The sequence below is a fragment of the Azospirillum brasilense genome (genome assembly GCF_005222205.1).
GTDB classification, from domain to species: Bacteria; Pseudomonadota; Alphaproteobacteria; order Azospirillales; family Azospirillaceae; genus Azospirillum; species Azospirillum brasilense_G.
On sequence record NZ_CP032349.1, the window covers coordinates 1 to 16729 of the forward strand.

17 protein-coding genes and 2 pseudogenes are annotated in these 16729 nt (G+C 67.6%); 4 read left to right on the forward strand and 15 right to left on the reverse strand.

Annotated elements, in window-relative coordinates:
* Positions 1 to 227 precede the first annotated feature (227 nt).
* Both D3869_RS34805 and D3869_RS34810 read right to left on the reverse strand, forming a co-directional pair.
* Positions 228 to 293 (reverse strand): annotated as a pseudogene (locus tag D3869_RS34805) (hypothetical protein); the annotation flags it as partial.
* Between the two features lie 224 nt (positions 294 to 517).
* A pseudogene (locus tag D3869_RS34810) lies at positions 518 to 1087 on the reverse strand (sugar-binding domain-containing protein); the annotation flags it as partial.
* A 208-nt stretch (positions 1088 to 1295) separates the two neighbouring features.
* Between D3869_RS34810 and D3869_RS29180 the strand changes: the two are divergent.
* A complete protein-coding gene (locus D3869_RS29180) occupies positions 1296 to 2378 on the forward strand; it encodes a LacI family DNA-binding transcriptional regulator (protein ID WP_137143162.1) in 1083 nt (360 codons plus the stop codon).
* Positions 2379 to 2892: 514 nt separating this feature from the next.
* Here D3869_RS29180 and D3869_RS33315 read toward each other — a convergent pair.
* Both D3869_RS33315 and D3869_RS29185 read right to left on the reverse strand, forming a co-directional pair.
* The gene (locus D3869_RS33315) at positions 2893 to 3033 is read right to left on the reverse strand and encodes a hypothetical protein (protein ID WP_175426660.1); all 141 of its coding nucleotides are present in this window, start codon (positions 3031 to 3033) and stop codon (positions 2893 to 2895) included.
* A gap of 54 nt (positions 3034 to 3087) precedes the next feature.
* On the reverse strand, positions 3088 to 3522 hold the full coding sequence (locus tag D3869_RS29185) for a DUF983 domain-containing protein (protein ID WP_137143163.1): 435 nt from the start codon (positions 3520 to 3522) through the stop codon (positions 3088 to 3090).
* A gap of 39 nt (positions 3523 to 3561) precedes the next feature.
* On the opposite strand from D3869_RS29185, the gene D3869_RS29190 reads away from it, so the two are divergent.
* Complete coding sequence (locus tag D3869_RS29190; RefSeq protein WP_137143164.1) at positions 3562 to 4962, forward strand: MFS transporter; 1401 nt, start codon at positions 3562 to 3564, stop codon at positions 4960 to 4962.
* Between the two features lie 311 nt (positions 4963 to 5273).
* Here D3869_RS29190 and D3869_RS29195 read toward each other — a convergent pair whose 3' ends face one another.
* The 11 genes from D3869_RS29195 to D3869_RS29245 form a co-directional block, all read right to left on the reverse strand.
* Complete coding sequence (locus D3869_RS29195; RefSeq protein WP_137143165.1) at positions 5274 to 5543, reverse strand: hypothetical protein; 270 nt, start codon at positions 5541 to 5543, stop codon at positions 5274 to 5276.
* Between the two features lie 135 nt (positions 5544 to 5678).
* Positions 5679 to 6065: a hypothetical protein gene (locus D3869_RS29200; protein WP_137143166.1), complete on the reverse strand. Its 387-nt coding sequence runs from the start codon at positions 6063 to 6065 to the stop codon at positions 5679 to 5681.
* A 34-nt stretch (positions 6066 to 6099) separates the two neighbouring features.
* On the reverse strand, positions 6100 to 7104 hold the full coding sequence (locus D3869_RS29205; protein ID WP_247896094.1) for a LacI family DNA-binding transcriptional regulator: 1005 nt from the start codon (positions 7102 to 7104) through the stop codon (positions 6100 to 6102).
* A gap of 163 nt (positions 7105 to 7267) precedes the next feature.
* The gene (locus tag D3869_RS29210; protein WP_137143168.1) at positions 7268 to 8314 is read right to left on the reverse strand and encodes a succinylglutamate desuccinylase/aspartoacylase family protein; all 1047 of its coding nucleotides are present in this window, start codon (positions 8312 to 8314) and stop codon (positions 7268 to 7270) included.
* Positions 8315 to 8435: 121 nt separating this feature from the next.
* The gene (locus D3869_RS29215) at positions 8436 to 8780 is read right to left on the reverse strand and encodes a RidA family protein (RefSeq protein WP_137143169.1); all 345 of its coding nucleotides are present in this window, start codon (positions 8778 to 8780) and stop codon (positions 8436 to 8438) included.
* 35 nt (positions 8781 to 8815) lie between these two features.
* Positions 8816 to 9619 (reverse strand): transporter substrate-binding domain-containing protein, encoded by an 804-nt coding sequence (locus D3869_RS29220; protein ID WP_137143170.1) that lies wholly within the window; start codon positions 9617 to 9619, stop codon positions 8816 to 8818.
* Between the two features lie 95 nt (positions 9620 to 9714).
* Complete coding sequence (locus D3869_RS29225) at positions 9715 to 10443, reverse strand: amino acid ABC transporter ATP-binding protein (RefSeq protein ID WP_094302675.1); 729 nt, start codon at positions 10441 to 10443, stop codon at positions 9715 to 9717.
* Positions 10430 to 11080, reverse strand: a complete 651-nt coding sequence (locus tag D3869_RS29230; RefSeq protein ID WP_014198859.1) for an amino acid ABC transporter permease — start codon at positions 11078 to 11080, stop codon at positions 10430 to 10432. The genes D3869_RS29225 and D3869_RS29230 overlap by 14 nt, the downstream gene beginning before the upstream one ends.
* Before the next feature lie 14 nt (positions 11081 to 11094).
* Entirely contained in the window at positions 11095 to 11763 is a 669-nt protein-coding gene (locus D3869_RS29235; protein ID WP_137118677.1) for an amino acid ABC transporter permease, read from the reverse strand.
* Between the two features lie 21 nt (positions 11764 to 11784).
* The gene (locus D3869_RS29240; protein WP_137143171.1) at positions 11785 to 13071 is read right to left on the reverse strand and encodes an alanine racemase; all 1287 of its coding nucleotides are present in this window, start codon (positions 13069 to 13071) and stop codon (positions 11785 to 11787) included.
* 641 nt (positions 13072 to 13712) lie between these two features.
* Positions 13713 to 14105 carry a nuclear transport factor 2 family protein gene (locus tag D3869_RS29245; protein WP_137143172.1) on the reverse strand — a complete coding sequence of 131 codons (393 nt, stop codon included), beginning with the start codon at positions 14103 to 14105 and terminating at the stop codon, positions 13713 to 13715.
* Between the two features lie 342 nt (positions 14106 to 14447).
* Here D3869_RS29245 and D3869_RS29250 point away from each other — a divergent pair, with 342 nt between their 5' ends.
* On the forward strand, positions 14448 to 15848 hold the full coding sequence (locus tag D3869_RS29250) for a selenium-binding protein SBP56-related protein (protein WP_137143173.1): 1401 nt from the start codon (positions 14448 to 14450) through the stop codon (positions 15846 to 15848).
* Positions 15845 to 16513, forward strand: coding sequence for a hypothetical protein (locus D3869_RS29255; RefSeq protein ID WP_137143174.1), 669 nt, complete (start codon positions 15845 to 15847; stop codon positions 16511 to 16513). Before D3869_RS29250 ends, D3869_RS29255 begins: the two co-directional genes overlap by 4 nt.
* Positions 16514 to 16729 lie beyond the last annotated feature (216 nt).

Genomic DNA, 16729 nt, shown 5'->3' on the forward strand with positions numbered 1-16729 from the left:
GTCGTGCGGATAATGGGCGAGGCGCAGGAAATTGCAGCCCAGCGCCTTGGCGTCGGCATAGCGGCGGCGGATGTCCGCTCGTCGCTGGCCTTGCCGAGCGTGAGGTCGTCCTCATGCACCGAGACGCCGCGCAGCGTGATGTCGCGCCCGTTGAGGAGGATGCGCTCCCCCGCCACGGCGATCTCGCGGAAGCCGACGTGGTCGGCCACGGAATCGCTGCCGAAGCGCAGGGTGACGCCGTAGAGGCGGGGCGACTCCGGAGACCACAGCTCTGGGGAAAGGTCGAACTCCACCCGCCCGCGCCCGGCGGCGACGGGAACGGGGAGGCGGCAGCAGCCCGTCGATGGCGACGGTCGCCGTGCCGTCCACCGGATCGGACAGGGTGACGTCCACGGCGACGCGGCCAAAGCCGCTGCCGGGGCACCAGCGCCACGCCGAAGTCCCGAATGAACAGCGCGGGCAGCCGCAGCAGAGCGACGGAGCGGTAGAGGCCGCCGTAGTTGAACCAGTCGGTGTGGCGCATCGGCACCCGGTTGGTCCGGCGCGCGTTGTCCACCTGGATCTGGAGGCGGTTCGGGCCGGGGCGCAGATGCCCGGTCAGCTCGACGCAGAAGGGCGTCGAGGCGCCGCGGTGCGCGCCGAGGAATTGGCCGTTCAGGAAGACGCGCGCCTCGTAGGCGGCGGCGCCGATGTGCAGGACGGTGCGTTCCCCGGCTTCGCCAGGGTGGTGGTCCAGCGTCCGCGTGTACCAGGCGCCGCCCTCGTAATGCCGCCATTCCGGGCGCAGCATGTTCCAGCAGGCGGGGACCGGGGCGGTCTGCCACGCGCCGTCGTCGTAATCGCGCGGCGCGGTCCACTCCGAGGCCGGCACCGGCTCGTCGGCGTACCATCTCTGGCGCAGCCCCTCGTCATGAGGGTCGATGGCGAATCGCCAGTCGCCATCCAGCGACTCGACGGCGCGCCCGGCGACGGTCACCAGGGCTGCGGCGCCCACCCGCCCGCGGGCGAAGGCGTCGGCGTAGCTCTCGTCATGGAGATGGTCGTAGGGGTCAACGACCGTGGCGCGGTCGGCGCCTTCGGCTGTCATGAGCGTCCTCTCCCTAATCTTCTTTTTCCCGCACCCGCCTTGTGGGAGGGGCGTATGGGCAATTCGTCCGTCGGCCGGCGTCGATAGCGATATCACCGCCGAGGGAAATCGATTACCCTTGCCGAAACAATAGGCGCGCGTGCATCTCTACGCACCGGTTTTCACGCCGCCGCCCGCCGCCAACCCTCTTGCGCAAACCGAGGTGCCGATGCCCCCGCCAGCCGACCGCAGCCGCGCCTCGCGCACGGAGCGTGCGTCGCTCGCCCCGTCGCTCGCCCAGGTGGCGGCCCGCGCCGGGGTGTCGGTCGCCACGGCCTCGCGCGTCATCAACGGCGTGGCCAACAAGGCGACGGAGGAGACGGCGGAGCGGGTGAGGGCGGCGATCCGCGAGCTGGGCTACCGGCCCGGCAGCGTCGGGCGGGCGCTGCGCCGCCGGGAGAGCCGCATCGTCGGCGTCCTGGCGGCGAATCTCGCCAACCCCTCCATGGCCGCCATCGCCTCGTCCATCGAATGGTCGCTGCGCGGGGAGGGGCTGGTGATGTCGCTGTGCGACACGCACGAGCGCGCCGACGTGCAGGACGAGTACATCCGCGAAATGCGCGCCCAGCTCGTACGCGCGATGATCCTGGTGGGCGCGGTGGACAGCCCGGCACTGGACGAGGCGCGGGCCGCCGGCGACACGCTGGTCTTCGTGAACCGCCCGGACCCCGGCGACCCGTCCTCGCCCTATGTCGGAATCGACAATGTGGGCGCTGGGGCGGAGATCGCCGACCGGCTGCTGGAGCGCGGTGTGCGTCGCATCGGCGTCCTCCACGCCTCGCTGGACCGCACCGCCGGTCACTGGCGCCTGCTCGGCCTGTTCGACCGGCTGGCCGCGGCGGGGGTGGACACGGCGGCCATTCCCTGCGCCACAGGCCCGGGGCTGGATCACATCGTGGCCGGCTACCACGCCATGGGAACGATGCTGGAGCTTGCGGACCGCCCATCGGTGATCGTCTGCCTGAGCGACCTGCTGGCCTACGGCGCCTACCGCCGCGCGCGGGAGGCCGGGTTGGAGGTGCCGGGCGACGTGGCCTTCTTCGGGTTCGACGACAACCCGATCAACCCGTGGATCGCCGACTGGCTGAACTCCGTCCGCGTGCCGTCCGACGATTTCGGCCCGGCCATCGTTGGCATGCTGCACCGGCTCTGGGACGGGGAGGAGCGGCTGGACCCGCTGCTGCTGGCCCACCAGCTGACCATCCGCAACCGGCGTCTGCCGGGCGAAACCGAGCCCACCCTGCGGCGTTGAGGGGAAACCCGGACGGCGACCCCCACGAGCCGGAAAGCGGTGTACGGAACCGGTCGGTGGATTTGGCGGGAGAGCTTCGTTGGGGAGGCATCCTAAAATCCATAAGATGCCTTATGGAAAATATCCGCCATGCCTGTCGCCGGCGCCGCGCTGCGACACGCTGACAAGCGGCCACGATCCGTTCACTCTCGACTTTCAGCAGCATCGTCACCGGATGGAGAGGCTCGCTCATCACCGCCTCGGCCGCCCGAATATCCAGGCCGAGTGGATCGTTCCGGCCGGTCTCGGCTGTTCTGCTTCCTCACCGTTCCTACGCTCGGAACGAAAGCCGAGCCTGCCCCGTCACAGATCGGTTCGACAGCGGCGTCTCGACTGGCCCAGATGGCGGTACAAGACCGCGCTCGCCACCTGCCCCCCGGTGCTGAGTGCGCAGCCACTGTTCTGGCACGCCGGCCCGCAGCGCTCGATATGTCCGAGGCCTCGACCGTGACTCGCGGGTGCGTTCGGCGGGCGCTTACGGTTCGCTGGTTTCGTTCTTCTTCTTCGCTTGATCCTTCTTCGCTTGATCGTGATGCCACTTGATGGCGAAGAACATGCCCGTGCCTAACACGATAATCTTGAACGGAAAGAAGACCAAAGGGAACCAGTCATACATTTTGAATATCTCCAATCCATGACACCAGATATCGTCAGGAGAATCTGACGACAATCAGGTCGATCGTGGGTCTTTGTCTGCGGGCGGGGCCGCCGACGGCTGGGTTGGCGCGGCTGTACCGAAGCGGGCTTCCCCGGCCTTGCGGAAGCATTGGCTGGCCACCAGCCAATGCTTCAATGGCCGCAAGGGCGGAATACAGGCCAGCAACAGGAACGGCAGGGTCGTGACAAGGTGCATCCAGCAAGGGGGCTCAATCTTTGTCCCGATCCCGAGCGCCAAGAGGACCGTGGGAATGCCGACGAAGCAGGTCAGGAAGAAGGCGGGGCCGTCAGCCGGGTCGGCGTTGGAGCAGTCCAGACGCCCGGCCTCGCGGCGGGATCGCAGCTTCAGGAAGCCGCTGAACAGATGACCCTGCCCATGACGTGGGCAGCATCCACACGGTGCGGTGCTGAGAGGGGGAAGAGGCGGCCACTCCTGTTCGGATGACATCGCGTGTTCCTTCGGTAGGCAATGGCAAGCAATGCCTGCATGCAATTCGTAACCGTATGCTCCTCGAAGACCAACAATGTCAACTTGAATGCATCCAATTTCCCGCCGGAACTCATACAAGCATGGAAGACATACAGGTGCCTCGGCCACCATGTCGGCCACTTGCCGCAAGGCGTCGCGCAGACCCTGGCGGACCTTCGGAGCGCCGAGCGCAATGCGGTCAGCTCGGTCAGCACCTCCTCGCCAAGTCGCCTCGAAGCAGGGTCAGTCCCGCGCGCCGCTCTCCCCACCGCAGCGCTGTCAGGCCTCGCCGCCAGTGGTTTCCTGTGCATCGTTACCGAGACGCTCCCCGCTGGATTGCAGCCGCAGATTGCGTCCGGCTTGCGGATCTCCGAAGCGATCGCGGGACAGCTCGTCGCTGTCTATGCCTTGGGGTCTCTGTTGGCGGCGATCCCGCTTACGAGCCTGAGCCAAGGCCTTCCCAGAAGGAGCGTTTTGCTCGCCGCCATTCTCTGCTTCGTCATCGGCAACACGCTAACGGCATGGGCGGGATCGATCACCGTTGTGCTGGTTGCGCGGTTCGTCGCCGGGTGTGCGGCGGGGCTCGCCTGGGGGATCCTCGCGGGCTACGCGCGCAGCATCGTACGTCCGGACCAGACCGGGCCGGCAATGGCGCTCGCCATGGTTGGCGTGCCGCTGGCGCTCTCGCTCGGTGTACCCTTGGGGACCTTTCTCGGGGGCTTGGTCGGGTGGCGCGGTTCGTTCCTGATCCTATCGGCGCTCAGCGTCATGCTGATTGGGTGGATCATTGCGAAAGTGCCCGATGCGCCCGGTCGGACCGGCGACGATCGGCCTTCGCTGCGCCGTGTCATCGCTACGCCAGGTGTCGTGCCGATCTTCCTCGTCATCCTCACATGGATGACGGCACACAACATCCTTTACACCTACATCGCGCCGTTCGCGACGGCTGCGGCCGTGCGGGTCGATCTCGTACTGCTGGCATTCGGCGCCAGTTCGCTCGTCGGCATTTGGATGGTCGGGCGGCTGGTGGATCGGATGCTGCGCGCACTGGTACTACTGGCGATCGGTTCGTTCGCAGCCGTCGCGATCCTCCTGACTTTCGCTGGCGAACAGGGCGTTGCCGTCTATGCGGCGGCCATCATTTGGGGTCTCGGCTTTGGCGGCGCCGGCGCGATGATGCAGACGGCGTCAGCGGACGCAGCCGGTGATGGCGTCGATCTGGCACAGGCAATGGTGACCACGGCGTGGAACCTGGCGATCACGGCCGGCGGGGCGCTTGGCGGGGCGCTGCTCACGACCGGAGGGACGCCGCTGCTACCACCCGTGGTCACCGCACTGGCCCTGGTCGCCTTTCTTATCGCGCTGGCCGCACGCCGCTTCGCCTTTCCGCCCGGTCTCCGTGCCCCATCGGGCTGCTGACCTGCCCCGCTCCCGCGGGTGTCAATCGTTAGGCGGTACTGTCTGTTTGGGAGCAGCTTGCTTGGCCTCCGAAATTCGATTCGGATGGAATGGCGCCGCAGCCTGTCCTGTCGTCGGTCCAAGCGCTTGTTCGCCAGCAGCCATGCGCACCCATGCTCGACAACGCATCGGACCTTGCCGAGCCCCGAACCGTGGGGTTCGCCGATCTTGCGGATGTGCGGCTGGACCCCGTCGCGCAGGCAGAGCCAGCGGTTGTGGTTCCGGGCTCACCGCGGTCGGTCGGGTTCGCCCCGGTCAGCTCGCCACCCCGCTTAGCCCGCGCCGAGCAACTGTCCACCACGACGTCCCATGCGGTGGCGCCGGGTGGAGCCCGAGACGCGCCCGTCCGCGGCCTTCAACTTCGGCCATTGGACGCCTTCGCGCACAAAGAAGCCGAGCGTCCGGATCACCTCCGCCGTCGGCACCGGTGGGCCTCCTGGACCGGGGTGCCGGTTCTCGATCCGGTCGATGATGCCACCCACCCGTTCCACCGCCTGCGCGCGCATGTCCGCTCCCATGCCAAAGGCACGGGGAACCGGCATGCGGTTCCCTGTTCACGCGCGGAGCCGTCCTCGGGACGTTCTGGAAACCGAGCTTAAACGCTGGCGCGGCACCCTTCCCCGGCCGGCTGACTGCCGAGCCGCCTTCGCCCCCCTGCCCTTCCGGTTCCTTCGGCTTCAGCGGCAAGTAGGCCGCGGCCGGCAGGGCGCCCTCCAGCGCGTCGTCCGGGAGCCGACAAGGGCCACGACACCAAAAATTTCGAGGCGGACCTGCGCGCGCTGGGCGCCGCCCTGCACGTCCCGCAGAACACCAGCAACCGCCGCCTCCTTCTCGTCGCGGAAAGCGGTCATCCTGCGTCTGGTCATCGCGTCGTGGAGGTCGGCATCGGCTTCCGCCAGAACCTGCGCCCGTTCGAGCCTCGCCGCATTGCGGGCAAGACGATCGCGGCAGCGACCGACCGCCTCCTGCTCCGCGACTTCTGGCTCCAGGCTGCGGAGGTGGATCGTCAGCACGCCCCCGCCCGGCGTGGCGATGTCGGCCTGGAAAAAGGCATTGATGAGCATTTCGTCTACGAAGACGATTTCCTCGGCCGACCCATCAGCTGCTGCCGCGGCGGGTCAGCGTCAGTTCGACGGCACAGGTCGGTTCCGAAAGCGTCTCGCCGCGCATTCGTTGCAGGATCATCGACCCGGCCTGACGGCCAAGGTCACGGCTGTCGATCCCGATGGTGGTCAGGCCGGGCGGCAGCTCTTCGGCAACGTCGTTGTGGCCGAAGCCGAGAATGGCGATGTCGTCGGGCAGGCGCATGCCCAGCCGGCGCGCCTCCAGCAGCGCGCCGGTCGCCAGCAGGTCGTTGGCGCAGAACACGGCCTCGACCTCCGCGTTGCGCGACAGAAGGTCGGCGAGCGCGCGGCGGCCGTCGACCATGCTGCTGACCCCGTCGACAGACAGTTCGGCGACGATGTCGAGCCCGGCGGCGCGTGCGCCCTCGCGGAAGCCGGTGAGTCGGAGGGCGCCGCGGCCGCTGCGGCGACCGATGAATCCGATGCGACGGTAGCCGCGTTCGGCGAAATGCTCGGCCGCCAGGCGGCCGCTGTCGATGTTCGAGAAGCCGACCAGCATGTCGATCGGGTCGCGGGGATAGGCCCAGGTTTCCATGATCGGGATTCCCAGAGCCCGCAGCGCCCGCCGGTTCTCCTCGATCTCGATGACGCCGGTGAACATGACCGCCGCCGGACGCATCTCGCGCAGCGACTGGATCATCGTCGTCTCCTTGGCGTAGGAGTAGGAGGTCTGCCCGATCATCAGCTGGTAGCCCTGCGGCTCCAGCACCTCGCCGCAGCCCTGAACGGCGAGGCAGAACTGCTGGCTCTGCAGGTTCGAGACGAAGGCGGCGACGATGTTCGACTGGCCGGACCTCAGCGCGCGGGCATGCGGGTTGGTGGCGTAGCCGGTGCGCTCCACGATCTCCAGGATCTTGCGGCGCTTGGCCTCGGCCACCTTTTCCGGATGGCGCAGGGCGCGCGAGACGGTGATCGGCGAGACACCGGCAAGCCGCGCGATCTCGACGATGCGCGGCGGAGCCGCCCCATCACGGGACACCCCGTCGCCGGCCCCCCCTCGACCGGCCCCCCGTCGCTGGATGGCAACGGTTCCGCGGCCCGGAGGCGGAGGACGTCGTCGATGGTCGGCGGCCGCCTTGCCGCACCGGTGTCACTCATGCCGCCCGTCTCCCGTCTGTTGATCCGCGGTTGTCAATCCGCGGTCAGGCCGCGCGCGTCAGGACGCCCGCCTCCTCGACCGGTCGCGCCACCTGGATCAGGCAGTCGCCGGCCTCGCTGTCGCTGTGCAGGCGCCGCGAGATGACGATGCCCGCCTCCTGGAAGCGCAGTTCCTCCTCCGGCTGGTCGAAGCGCGTCAGGTCGTGGAACCAGCCGGCGAGGTCACCGGCGTCGACCCGCGCCCCGACGTCGACCGCCGGCTCGAACCAGCCGCGCCGCAGCGCGTAGATCGCCTGCCGGTGGCTGTCAAGCTGAAGCAACTGCATAGGCAATTGCTGGGGGACAGGAACCGGCCCGGAAACCGAGAGGACCGGCGCATCGGTCAACCCGACGGCGATCAGCAGGTTGTCGATCGCGCGGGCGGTATAGGCCATGGTCTCCGGCGTCACCGTGCCGCCGCCGCCGAACTCGCCGCTGATGCCGATGACCCCGGCCCGCGCCGCCGCCGCCATCGAGGTCGGCGCCGTGGCGCCGTTCTCGGCCACGAAGCCGTAGGGCATGCCCAGCGCCCGCATCAGTTCCAGGGCGCGGCCCAGCCGGTCGGGCGTGCCTTGCCGCTCGATCAGGGCGCACGGCAGGTGGGCCATCGAGGTGCCGCCGGAATGCAGGTCGAACACCACGTCGTGGCGCGGAAACAGCTCGTGCTCGAGGAAATGCGCCAGTCGGAAGGTCGGGGATCCGGCCGGGTCGCCGGGGAAGGCGCGGTTGAGATTGCCCTCGTCCAGCGGCGAGCGGCGCCGCGCCGCCATCACGGCCGGCGCGTTGGTGGCCGGCAGGATCGTCACCTCGCCGCGGATGCGCGCGGGATCGAGCCGGCGGAACAGGCGGCCCAGCAGCAATTCGCCTTCGTACTCGTCGCCATGGTTGCCCGCCATCAGCAGCACGCGCGGACCGGCCCCGTTGCGCACGCGGCAGACCGGGACCTTCACCTGATAATAGGGGGAGCGGTCCACCGAGAACGGGATGCTGAGGAAATCCAGCGACTTGCCGTCGGCGGCGAAATCGAGCGCGTGGTAGAGGCCAGTGTGCATTCCAAAAACCTTCTGACGGAGGGGCGCCCTGACAGCGTTTGCCGTGACAGCGTTTGCCGTGACAGCTTTCGCCAGGGCAGCGGTTGCCCGGCGCCTCCTCCGGTTCGCCGAAAAAGCCCGCTTACAGAGCGGCCAGCGCCGTCATCTCGACCCGCAGGTCCGGATCGGCCAGCCGCGCCTCGGTGCAGGCGCGGGCCGGCGGGTTGGCGGGGTCGATCCAGGCGTCGTAGACCTCGTTCATGGCGTCGAAGTCGGTGATGTGCGGCAGGAAAACGTTGACGGCGACCAGCTTGGACTTGTCGCTGCCGGCTTCCTCCAGCAGGGCGTCGATCTTCGCCAGCACGTCCCGGGTCTGCTCCCCGATCGAAGCCTTGCGGTTGTTGGCGACCTGACCCGCGATGTGGACCATGCCCTGGCAGACGACGGCCTGGCTCATGCGCGAACCAACCTGGAACCTCGTAATCATCGAATGAAACCTCTCTTGCGATGCCGAACGGCGGATTACATCTGCGGAAGCGTCTGCTTTTCCTTGAACCACTTCATCTGAAGGGCGCTCAGCTTGCCGTTCAGGCGGTTGTAGAACAGGAAGGTGTTGATCCAATTGACCATGTCCTGTTCGCCGTGGCGGACGGCCACATGGGCCGGCGACTGGCGGATCAGGAACTTCAGCTCGACATCCTTGCCGGGATTGTCTTCCGTGACCTTCAGCGCGATGGCGCTGTTCTCGGCGAATGCCTCGACCTGGCCGGCCAGATAGGCGGCGATGGCGCCGGGGGTGTCCTCGAAACGGACCAGCTTGGCGCCGGGGGCGTTGTCGGTCAGCCAGATGTCGAGCGTCGAGCCCTTGGCGACGCCGATGCTGTGGCCCTTCAGCTCGGCCGCGTCGGTGGCGGTGGCCATCCCCTTCAGCCCGTAGACGCCGAGATTGACCGCGGCGTAGGGCTGGGAGAAGGTCACCTGCTGGGCGCGCTCCGGCGTCGCGCCGGCGGCGGCGATCAGCACGTCCACCTTGTTGGCGAGCAGGCTGGGGATGCGGTTGGCGCCGGTCACCTGGACCAGATCCAGCTTCACGCCCATGTCGGCGGCCATCAGCTTGGCAAGGTCGATGTCGAGGCCGGCGGCCTCGCCCTTGGCGTCCTTGAAGCCCCAGGGGGCGGCGTCCATCAGCACGCCGACGCGCAGCTTGCCCGCCGACAATACGTTCTGCAGGGCATCCGCCTTCGCGGCGGACGGCAGGGCGGTGGCGGACAGGGCGACGGTGGCGCAGACCGCCACGGCGGCGGCAAGGGTCCGGAAGAGTCTCACGACATTGCTCCTCTGTTCTGGTCGTTGTCCGGCCCTCAAGGGGCCGGTGAAGGGGGGCCGGTGAAGCGGGATCGGTGAAGGGGACCGGTGGTGGCTCAGCGCGCGGAGGCGATGAAGCTCCGCAGTTCGGGGGTGCGGGGATTGGCGAAGAGTTCCGCCGGCGGCCCCTCCTCCCAGACGCGGCCCTGGTGCATGAAGACGATCTTGGAGGCGACGTTGCGGGCGAAGCCCATCTCGTGGGTGACCAGGACCATGGTCATGCCCTGCCGCGCCATGTCCTCCATCACCTTCAGAACCTCGCCGACCAGCTCCGGGTCGAGGGCCGAGGTGACCTCGTCGAACAGCATCAGGTGCGGCCCCATGGCGAGGCAGCGGGCGATGGCGACGCGCTGCTGCTGCCCGCCCGAGAGCTGGGCCGGATAGGCGTCGATCTTGTCGGCCAGCCCGACGCGGGCCAGCACGTCCAGCGCCAGCGCCCGGCCCTCCGCCTTGGCGATCCGCTTGTTGAGGACCGGGGCCAGCGTGATGTTGCGTTCCACCGTCAGGTGCGGGAACAGGTTGAAGGCCTGGAAGACGATGCCGACGCGCTGGCGGAAGCCGCGCAGGTTCGGCATGTCGGTGCGCACCGACTGGCCCTCCACCGTGATCTCGCCGCCGTCGATGCGCTCCAGCGCGTTGATGCAGCGCAGCAGGGTCGATTTGCCGGAGCCCGACTTGCCGATGATGGTGACGATCTCGCCCTCGTCGATGCTGAGCGAAACCCCCTTGAGCACCTCGATGGAACCGTAGCTCTTGGTAACGTTCTTGATGTCAACGAGCGCCATTGAGACGGGCCTCCAGGGAACGCGCCCACAGGGTGAGGGGCAGGCAGGCGGCGAAGTAGATCGCCGCGACGATCGAATAGACCAGCAGGGGCTGGAAGGTGGCGGCGCTGACCAGCTGCCCGGCGCGGGCGAGTTCGACGAAGCCGACGATCGAGGCCAGCGACGTGCCCTTGATGAGCTGGACGAGGAAGCCGACGGTCGGCGGCAGCGCCATGCGGAAGGCCTGCGGCGCGATGACGTAGCGGAACTGGTGCCAGGTCGACAGGCCGAGGCAGGCGGCGGCCTCCCACTGCTCGTGCTTCACCGCCTCGATGCCGCCGCGCCAGATCTCGCCGAGGAAGGAGGCGGTGTAGACGGTCATGGCGATGCCGACGGCGACCAGCGGCGGCATCTCCACCCCCAGGAAGACCGGCATGCCGAAGTAGAAGAACATCAGCAGGCCGAGCAGCGGGACGCCCTGGACGAGCTGGAGGAAGGCGGTGGCGGTCCAGCGCAGCGCGCGGCGGGCGCTGGTCCGCATCAGGGCCAGCCCCAACGCCAGCGGAGCGCCGAAGGCGAGCGCGATGAGGACGAGGACGCCCGTCCATTGCAGCGCGCTGAGCAGCGACAGGAAGTCGGCGAGGGAAAAGGAACGCATGGCCGGTGTCTCCGTCAGCGCCGCACCGGCCAGCGGAAGGCGAGGTGCCCCACCGCGGCGAACAGCAGTTTGAAGGTCATCACCAGGGCGAAGTAGATGCCGCAGATCACGGCATAGACCTCGAAGCTGCGGTAGGTGCGCGTCTCGATGAAGCCGCCGGTGTGGAACAGCTCCTCCGCCGAGATCTGCGAGGCGAGCGAGGTGCCGAGCAGCAGCAGGACGAACTGGCTGGTGAAAGCGGGATAGACGCTGCGCAGGGCCGGCGGCAGCACGACATGGCGGAACACCTGCCAGCGGGTCAGCCCCAGGCACTGGCCGGCCTCGACCTGGCTGCCGGGGATGGCGTCGAGCCCGGCGCGGACGATCTCGGTGCAGTAGGCGCCGAAATAGAGGCCGAGCGCGATCGCCGCCGCCTCGAAGGCTCCCATCCGCAGCCCGAAGCCCGGCAGCACGAAGAAGACCACGAACAGCTGGATCAGCGAGGGCGTGTTGCGGATCAGCTCGACATAGCCGCGGATCGCCCAGCGCACCGGGCGCGGCCCGCTGCGCACTGCCGCCGCCCCGGCGACGCCGATGGCGGTGCCGATCAGCGCGGCGACCAGGGTCAGCAGCAGCGTGTGCAGCGTGCCGTCGATCAGCTGGTCCTGGTAACGCAGGAGCTGCTGGAAATTCAATGTCTGCATGGCGTGTCGGACCGCCTTGGATCAGCCGAAGAAGGTGCGGTAGGCGCTGCGGACCCGCCCGTCGGCGCCGAGGCCGAACAGCACCCGCCAGCGGTCGATGCAGGTGCAGGGGTGCGAGATCCCGAACTCGACGATATCCCCGACGGCGAGATCGTGTCCGCCCGGCACGGCGACGAAGGCGTGCTGGTCGTTCAGCCGGGTCACCCGCAGGCCCTCCGCGGAGAGCGCGGCGCCGTCGCGGTGGACCCGCAGGGGCCGGGGCAGGTCCTGGTCGAAGGAGGCGTCGCGCATGCCGAAGCCGCAGATGGCCAGTTCCGGCTCGGGCCGGGTCAGCACCTCCGCCCACAGGCGCAGGGCCGGGCGGAAATCGGCCGCGGTGGCGCCGCCGCAGGCGAACCCCTGCCGGGCGTCGAGCGCGCCGAGCGCGCGTTCGTAGACGCCGTGGTCGTGGAAGAAGATGGCGCCGCTGCGCAGCACCAGCGTGGCGTTGCCATCGGCTTCGGCGACCGGCACCAGACCGGCGACCACCATGTCGAAGAAGGCGGACCCGCCCGCGGTGAGCAGCAGCGGCCGCTCCGGCGCCAGCGCGCGCACCAGCGCGAAGGCCTCCGCCGTGCGCCGCATCAGGACGGCGATGTTGGCGGCGGTCTCGGCCGGATCGGCGGTCGCGACCGCCCCTTCGTAGGTGGCGACGCCGTCGAGGACCAGCAGGCCGGGATGCCGGACGATCGCGGCGAGGATCGCGTCCACCGCCGCCCGGTCGCGGGCGCCGGCGCGGCCGGCGCCGACCTCGACCAGGACGGGCAGCCGCCGGCCGGCGGCACGCGCCGCGGCGGCGAGCGTCTCGACCGCGGCGGGGGAATCGGCGAAGGCGCGCAAATCGGCGTCGGGGTGGGCGGCGAGCAGCGCGCCCAGCCGCTCGCCGCTGGCCCGGCCGCCGATCTCATTGGCGAGGATCAGCCGGGTCACGCCGGCGCGCAGCAGAACGGCCGCCTGCTGCAGGTTGGCGACGGTGGCGCCCCAGGCGCCGGCCTCCACCAGGGCGGAGGCGATCTGCGGGGCCATCGGCGTCTTGGCGTGCGGGGCCAGCGCCACACCGTGACGGCGCGCATAGGCGAAGATCAGGTCCCGGTTGGCGGCGAAGGCGTCCTCGTCGAGCGTCAGCACCGGAAGCGCCATGTCGCCCGCGGCCGGCCGCCAGCCCTGGGCGCCGACATCGCGCAGCCGCAGCGGCGCCGCCCCGGGCGGCACCCCCCGGATGCTGTCGTCTAAAGGGCTGTCGAGCAGGGCATCGAGAAACAGGCTCATGGGGGCAATCCTGACCGGCCAGATGAGGGCAAGGCGATGAACGCTAATGACAACGTTATCATATCGTCGTTCAGTTTAAATGACAACGTTGTCATTAGCGTTCAGTGAAATTTTATTCTCCCGCGGGCGGCGGGCGGGCTGACGCCCGCGCAGAGGGCCGCGGCATCGTGCCTGTCCCCAGGCCACCGAGGCTCATCGCCATGCCCGGCTTGCTGAAGCAATGACGAAAGCCGCTCAACCTCAGCGGCCACGTCTTCATGCGCCAAGCGCTGGCGACCACCCGCGGAGCGAAGTGATGTGGTGGACGTCCACCACATCACCTCGGACATTGAGATGGCGCTTGCGAGGGTGCGTGATGGCGACGAACGTCGGCGCTTGGTTTGTCCCGGTGATCTCAGCGACGTCGAGGACACCGCGACCGTCCCGGTCCAGGTCGATGAACCATCGGTGTTGCGCTCCTGGAAACCTATCGGCGTTCCTTACAACAGGACCAGAACCAGCGAAATCTTCCATAAAAATCATGTATAAATTCGTGATGGAGCAGACCATGCGCAGTCTACTCGCTTTGAAAGCTCAGCATTGATCTTATACGGCTCAAAATGAGTCGTGGAGATTGCACAAATCCAGCTTTGGAGGGGGCTTCAGGATGCCGGACCAGTCGCGCAGCTGACCTCATCCCATGCCTGGACAGTGAGGTGCTTGGCGATCCGGCCATTTCGCAGGTCGAGTGTCATCGCCGACATCACATGGCACCCGTCGGGGTAGGCGCACTCTTCAACGAAGGCGGCGCGGTCCGCCCCAACCACCTCCCGACCGACACGATGCGTCATGTTCCTGGAGCAGACATCGCGCCAGAACGCCGTGATTTTTTCTTTGCCCGACAGCGTCATCGGCGCGCTGGGCGGACGGTTGCGATCGACGATGATCATCTCGGCATCATCGGCATAAAACCGAACCAGCGTATCAGCATCGCTCTGTTCGATGGCTCGTTTCAGGTCACCGAAATCGAAGGTTATGGCCGCCGACGTGGTCATGGCACCCCTCCATGGCAAAGTTAAGGTGCGAAGCTGCCAAAATACGCCTCTGAATGCGGCAAGTCCGCAGCGCGGAAGGGTATGAAGGCCGTCCTCGCCTTCACAGAAACCGCAGATCAGGCGATCGGCTTGGGACCACCAATGGATGTGGGTGGCGCATAAGACGCTCCGGAATTCCAGCACCACCTGATTACCGCGCGTTTATCCCAATTATTCTGAACCGGAATAGGGGTGACCAAACCGACTTATGGAAGAATCGACAAACCCCTTTCCTGTGCATCACCAACCTCTGCGTTGCGATACCTTCCTTGTTTGGCGCGTGGCGACTTGAGAGGTTCTTCCATGGCCACCTGGACCCCCGATCCCAGCTTTTATCCGTCTCCACGTATGGCGATGCAAGCTCCCCCGGAGCGGTTGGCCTATGTGGCGATGTTGAACACGGACACCAGCGCCCGCCCGGATGCGCTCGGTGTCGTTGACGTCGATCCCGGCTCGTCGGGTTACGGCCGGATCATCAGCCGCCTCGACATGCCGAATGTCGGTGATGAGTTGCATCATTTCGGCTGGAACGCCTGCAGTTCCGCTTTGTGCCCTTACGCGCCTCATCCGCACGTCGAGCGCCGCTACCTCATCGTACCGGGCCTGCGGTCCTCGCGCATTCACATCGTGGACACCAAGGCAGACCCAGCCCATCCAAAGATCGTCAAGGTGATCGAGCCGGAGCAGCTGGCCGCCCGCGCCAACTATTCCCGCCCCCACACGCTGCATTGCGGTCCTGAGGGCATCTATGTCAGCGCGCTCGGCAACGGCGGGGGCAATGGCGGTGGGCCGGGCGGCGTGTTCCTTATCGACCATGAGACGTTCGACGTGCTTGGCCAATGGGAAATCGACCGCGGCCCGCAGTTCCTCTCCTACGACGTCTGGTGGCATCTCGGCCAGGATACGATGATCACCAGCGAATGGGGTACGCCCGACATGATCGAGGACGGCCTCAACCCTGAACTTCTGCTGGGTGCGAAGTATGGTCGCCGAGTCCATTTCTGGGACCTGCACCGGCGCCGGCACCGGCAGACCATCGATTTGGGTCCGGAGTACCAGCTGGCGCTGGAGTTGCGCCCGGCGCACGATCCGACCAAGGCGCATGGCTTCATGAACGCTGTGGTCAATCTGAAGGATCTCTCCTCGTCGATCTGGCTGTGGCATCGCGACGGCGGACAGTGGGCGATGCGGAAGATCATCGACATCCCGGCGGAGCCGGCCGATCCAGATCGACTGCCCCCCATCCTCAAAGGCTTCAAGGCGGTGCCGCCGCTGGTCACCGACATCGACCTGTCTCTCGACGACCGTTGGCTGTACGTGTCGTGCTGGGGCACCGGAGAGATGCAACGCTACGACGTCTCCGATCCCTTCCGACCCAAACTGACCGGCTCGGTCCGGTTGGGCGGGATCGTCGGGCGCAGCCGCCACCCAAGTGCTGAAGGCGACCTCAACGGCGGCCCGCAGATGGTCGAGGTCAGCCGTGACGGCAAGCGGGTCTACTTCACCAACTCGCTGTACCGGAGCTGGGATGACCAATTCTATCCCGAGGGCATCAAGAGCTGGATGGTCAAGCTCGACGCCTCCCCGGAGGGTGGTTTGAGCATCGACGAGCGGTTCTTCCTGCGTTTCGACGACGGTTTCCGCGGACACCAGATTCGGCTGGAAGGCGGCGACGCGTCCTCGGACTCGTACTGCTATCCATGAGCGAAGCGTGGCAGTGGCTGGCGCTGATCGGCCTCGGCGCCTTCCACGGGGTCAACCCGGCCATGGGGTGGCTCTTCGCCGTAGCTCTCGGACTTCAGGAAGGCCGCCGCGGGGCGGTGATCAAGGCGCTGCCCCCCATCGCGCTGGGTCACGCGCTGTCAGTGCTGGTGGTGGTGATCAGCTTTACCATGGTTCAATTGGTCACCGCGCCGGATCTCCTGAAGCCGGCCACCGTGGCGGTGCTGATCGGGCTTGGTGGCTATCGGCTGGTGCGTGGCCAGCGGCATCGGGTGCGGGTCGGCATGCGCACCGGTTTTGCCGGTCTGACGCTGTGGTCGTTCCTGATGGCATCGGCGCACGGGGCCGGGCTGATGATCCTGCCCCTGCTGCTGGGCATGCTGGCGCCGGCCCAGCTTATGGCGCTGTCGCTCTGTGGACCGGGAGCCGAGATGACGGGCACGATTGCCGCATTCGGGTCGGCGGCCGCCGGGCTGGCTGTCGTCCTGGTGCATATGACGGCCATGCTGGTGGTAATCGCGATCGTGGGGCTGGTGGTCTTCGAGACCGTCGGGCTCGGTATCCTGCGCCGTGGCTGGGTGAATTTCGATCTGGTGTGGGCGGGCGCTTTGATCGGCACCGGGACAGGCCTCCTTCTCCTGAGGTGACCGGCTTTGGCGCGACCAACGGCGTGTTGCGGCGAGGTGAGCAAATCAGGAGATCGCCCCACCCCGTGGGCGCTCAGGCGGCGCGAACGGATTCAGGGCGTCCGACGGCCACTGAGTTCACACGACCGACGGGGCTCGTCGGCCCCATGGCCCTTAAGAGCGGAGGATCTTGAACCACACGCCAGCCGGCGCCGATGGGGACCATCTCATGGTTTG

What these genes read in the sequence shown, in the direction of transcription:
- D3869_RS29180 (WP_137143162.1), top strand. Translation starts at nt 1,296, where the DNA reads ATGCCCCCGCCAGCCGACCGCAGCCGCGCCTCGCGCACGGAGCGTGCG.
- D3869_RS33315 (WP_175426660.1), bottom strand. Translation starts at nt 3,033, where the DNA reads ATGTATGACTGGTTCCCTTTGGTCTTCTTTCCGTTCAAGATTATCGTG.
- D3869_RS29185 (WP_137143163.1), bottom strand. Translation starts at nt 3,522, where the DNA reads ATGTCATCCGAACAGGAGTGGCCGCCTCTTCCCCCTCTCAGCACCGCA.
- D3869_RS29190 (WP_137143164.1), top strand. Translation starts at nt 3,562, where the DNA reads ATGCAATTCGTAACCGTATGCTCCTCGAAGACCAACAATGTCAACTTG.
- D3869_RS29195 (WP_137143165.1), bottom strand. Translation starts at nt 5,543, where the DNA reads ATGCCGGTTCCCCGTGCCTTTGGCATGGGAGCGGACATGCGCGCGCAG.
- D3869_RS29200 (WP_137143166.1), bottom strand. Translation starts at nt 6,065, where the DNA reads ATGCTCATCAATGCCTTTTTCCAGGCCGACATCGCCACGCCGGGCGGG.
- D3869_RS29210 (WP_137143168.1), bottom strand. Translation starts at nt 8,314, where the DNA reads ATGCACACTGGCCTCTACCACGCGCTCGATTTCGCCGCCGACGGCAAG.
- D3869_RS29215 (WP_137143169.1), bottom strand. Translation starts at nt 8,780, where the DNA reads ATGATTACGAGGTTCCAGGTTGGTTCGCGCATGAGCCAGGCCGTCGTC.
- D3869_RS29225 (WP_094302675.1), bottom strand. Translation starts at nt 10,443, where the DNA reads ATGGCGCTCGTTGACATCAAGAACGTTACCAAGAGCTACGGTTCCATC.
- D3869_RS29230 (WP_014198859.1), bottom strand. Translation starts at nt 11,080, where the DNA reads ATGCGTTCCTTTTCCCTCGCCGACTTCCTGTCGCTGCTCAGCGCGCTG.
- D3869_RS29235 (WP_137118677.1), bottom strand. Translation starts at nt 11,763, where the DNA reads ATGCAGACATTGAATTTCCAGCAGCTCCTGCGTTACCAGGACCAGCTG.
- D3869_RS29240 (WP_137143171.1), bottom strand. Translation starts at nt 13,071, where the DNA reads ATGAGCCTGTTTCTCGATGCCCTGCTCGACAGCCCTTTAGACGACAGC.
- D3869_RS29245 (WP_137143172.1), bottom strand. Translation starts at nt 14,105, where the DNA reads ATGACCACGTCGGCGGCCATAACCTTCGATTTCGGTGACCTGAAACGA.
- D3869_RS29250 (WP_137143173.1), top strand. Translation starts at nt 14,448, where the DNA reads ATGGCCACCTGGACCCCCGATCCCAGCTTTTATCCGTCTCCACGTATG.
- D3869_RS29255 (WP_137143174.1), top strand. Translation starts at nt 15,845, where the DNA reads ATGAGCGAAGCGTGGCAGTGGCTGGCGCTGATCGGCCTCGGCGCCTTC.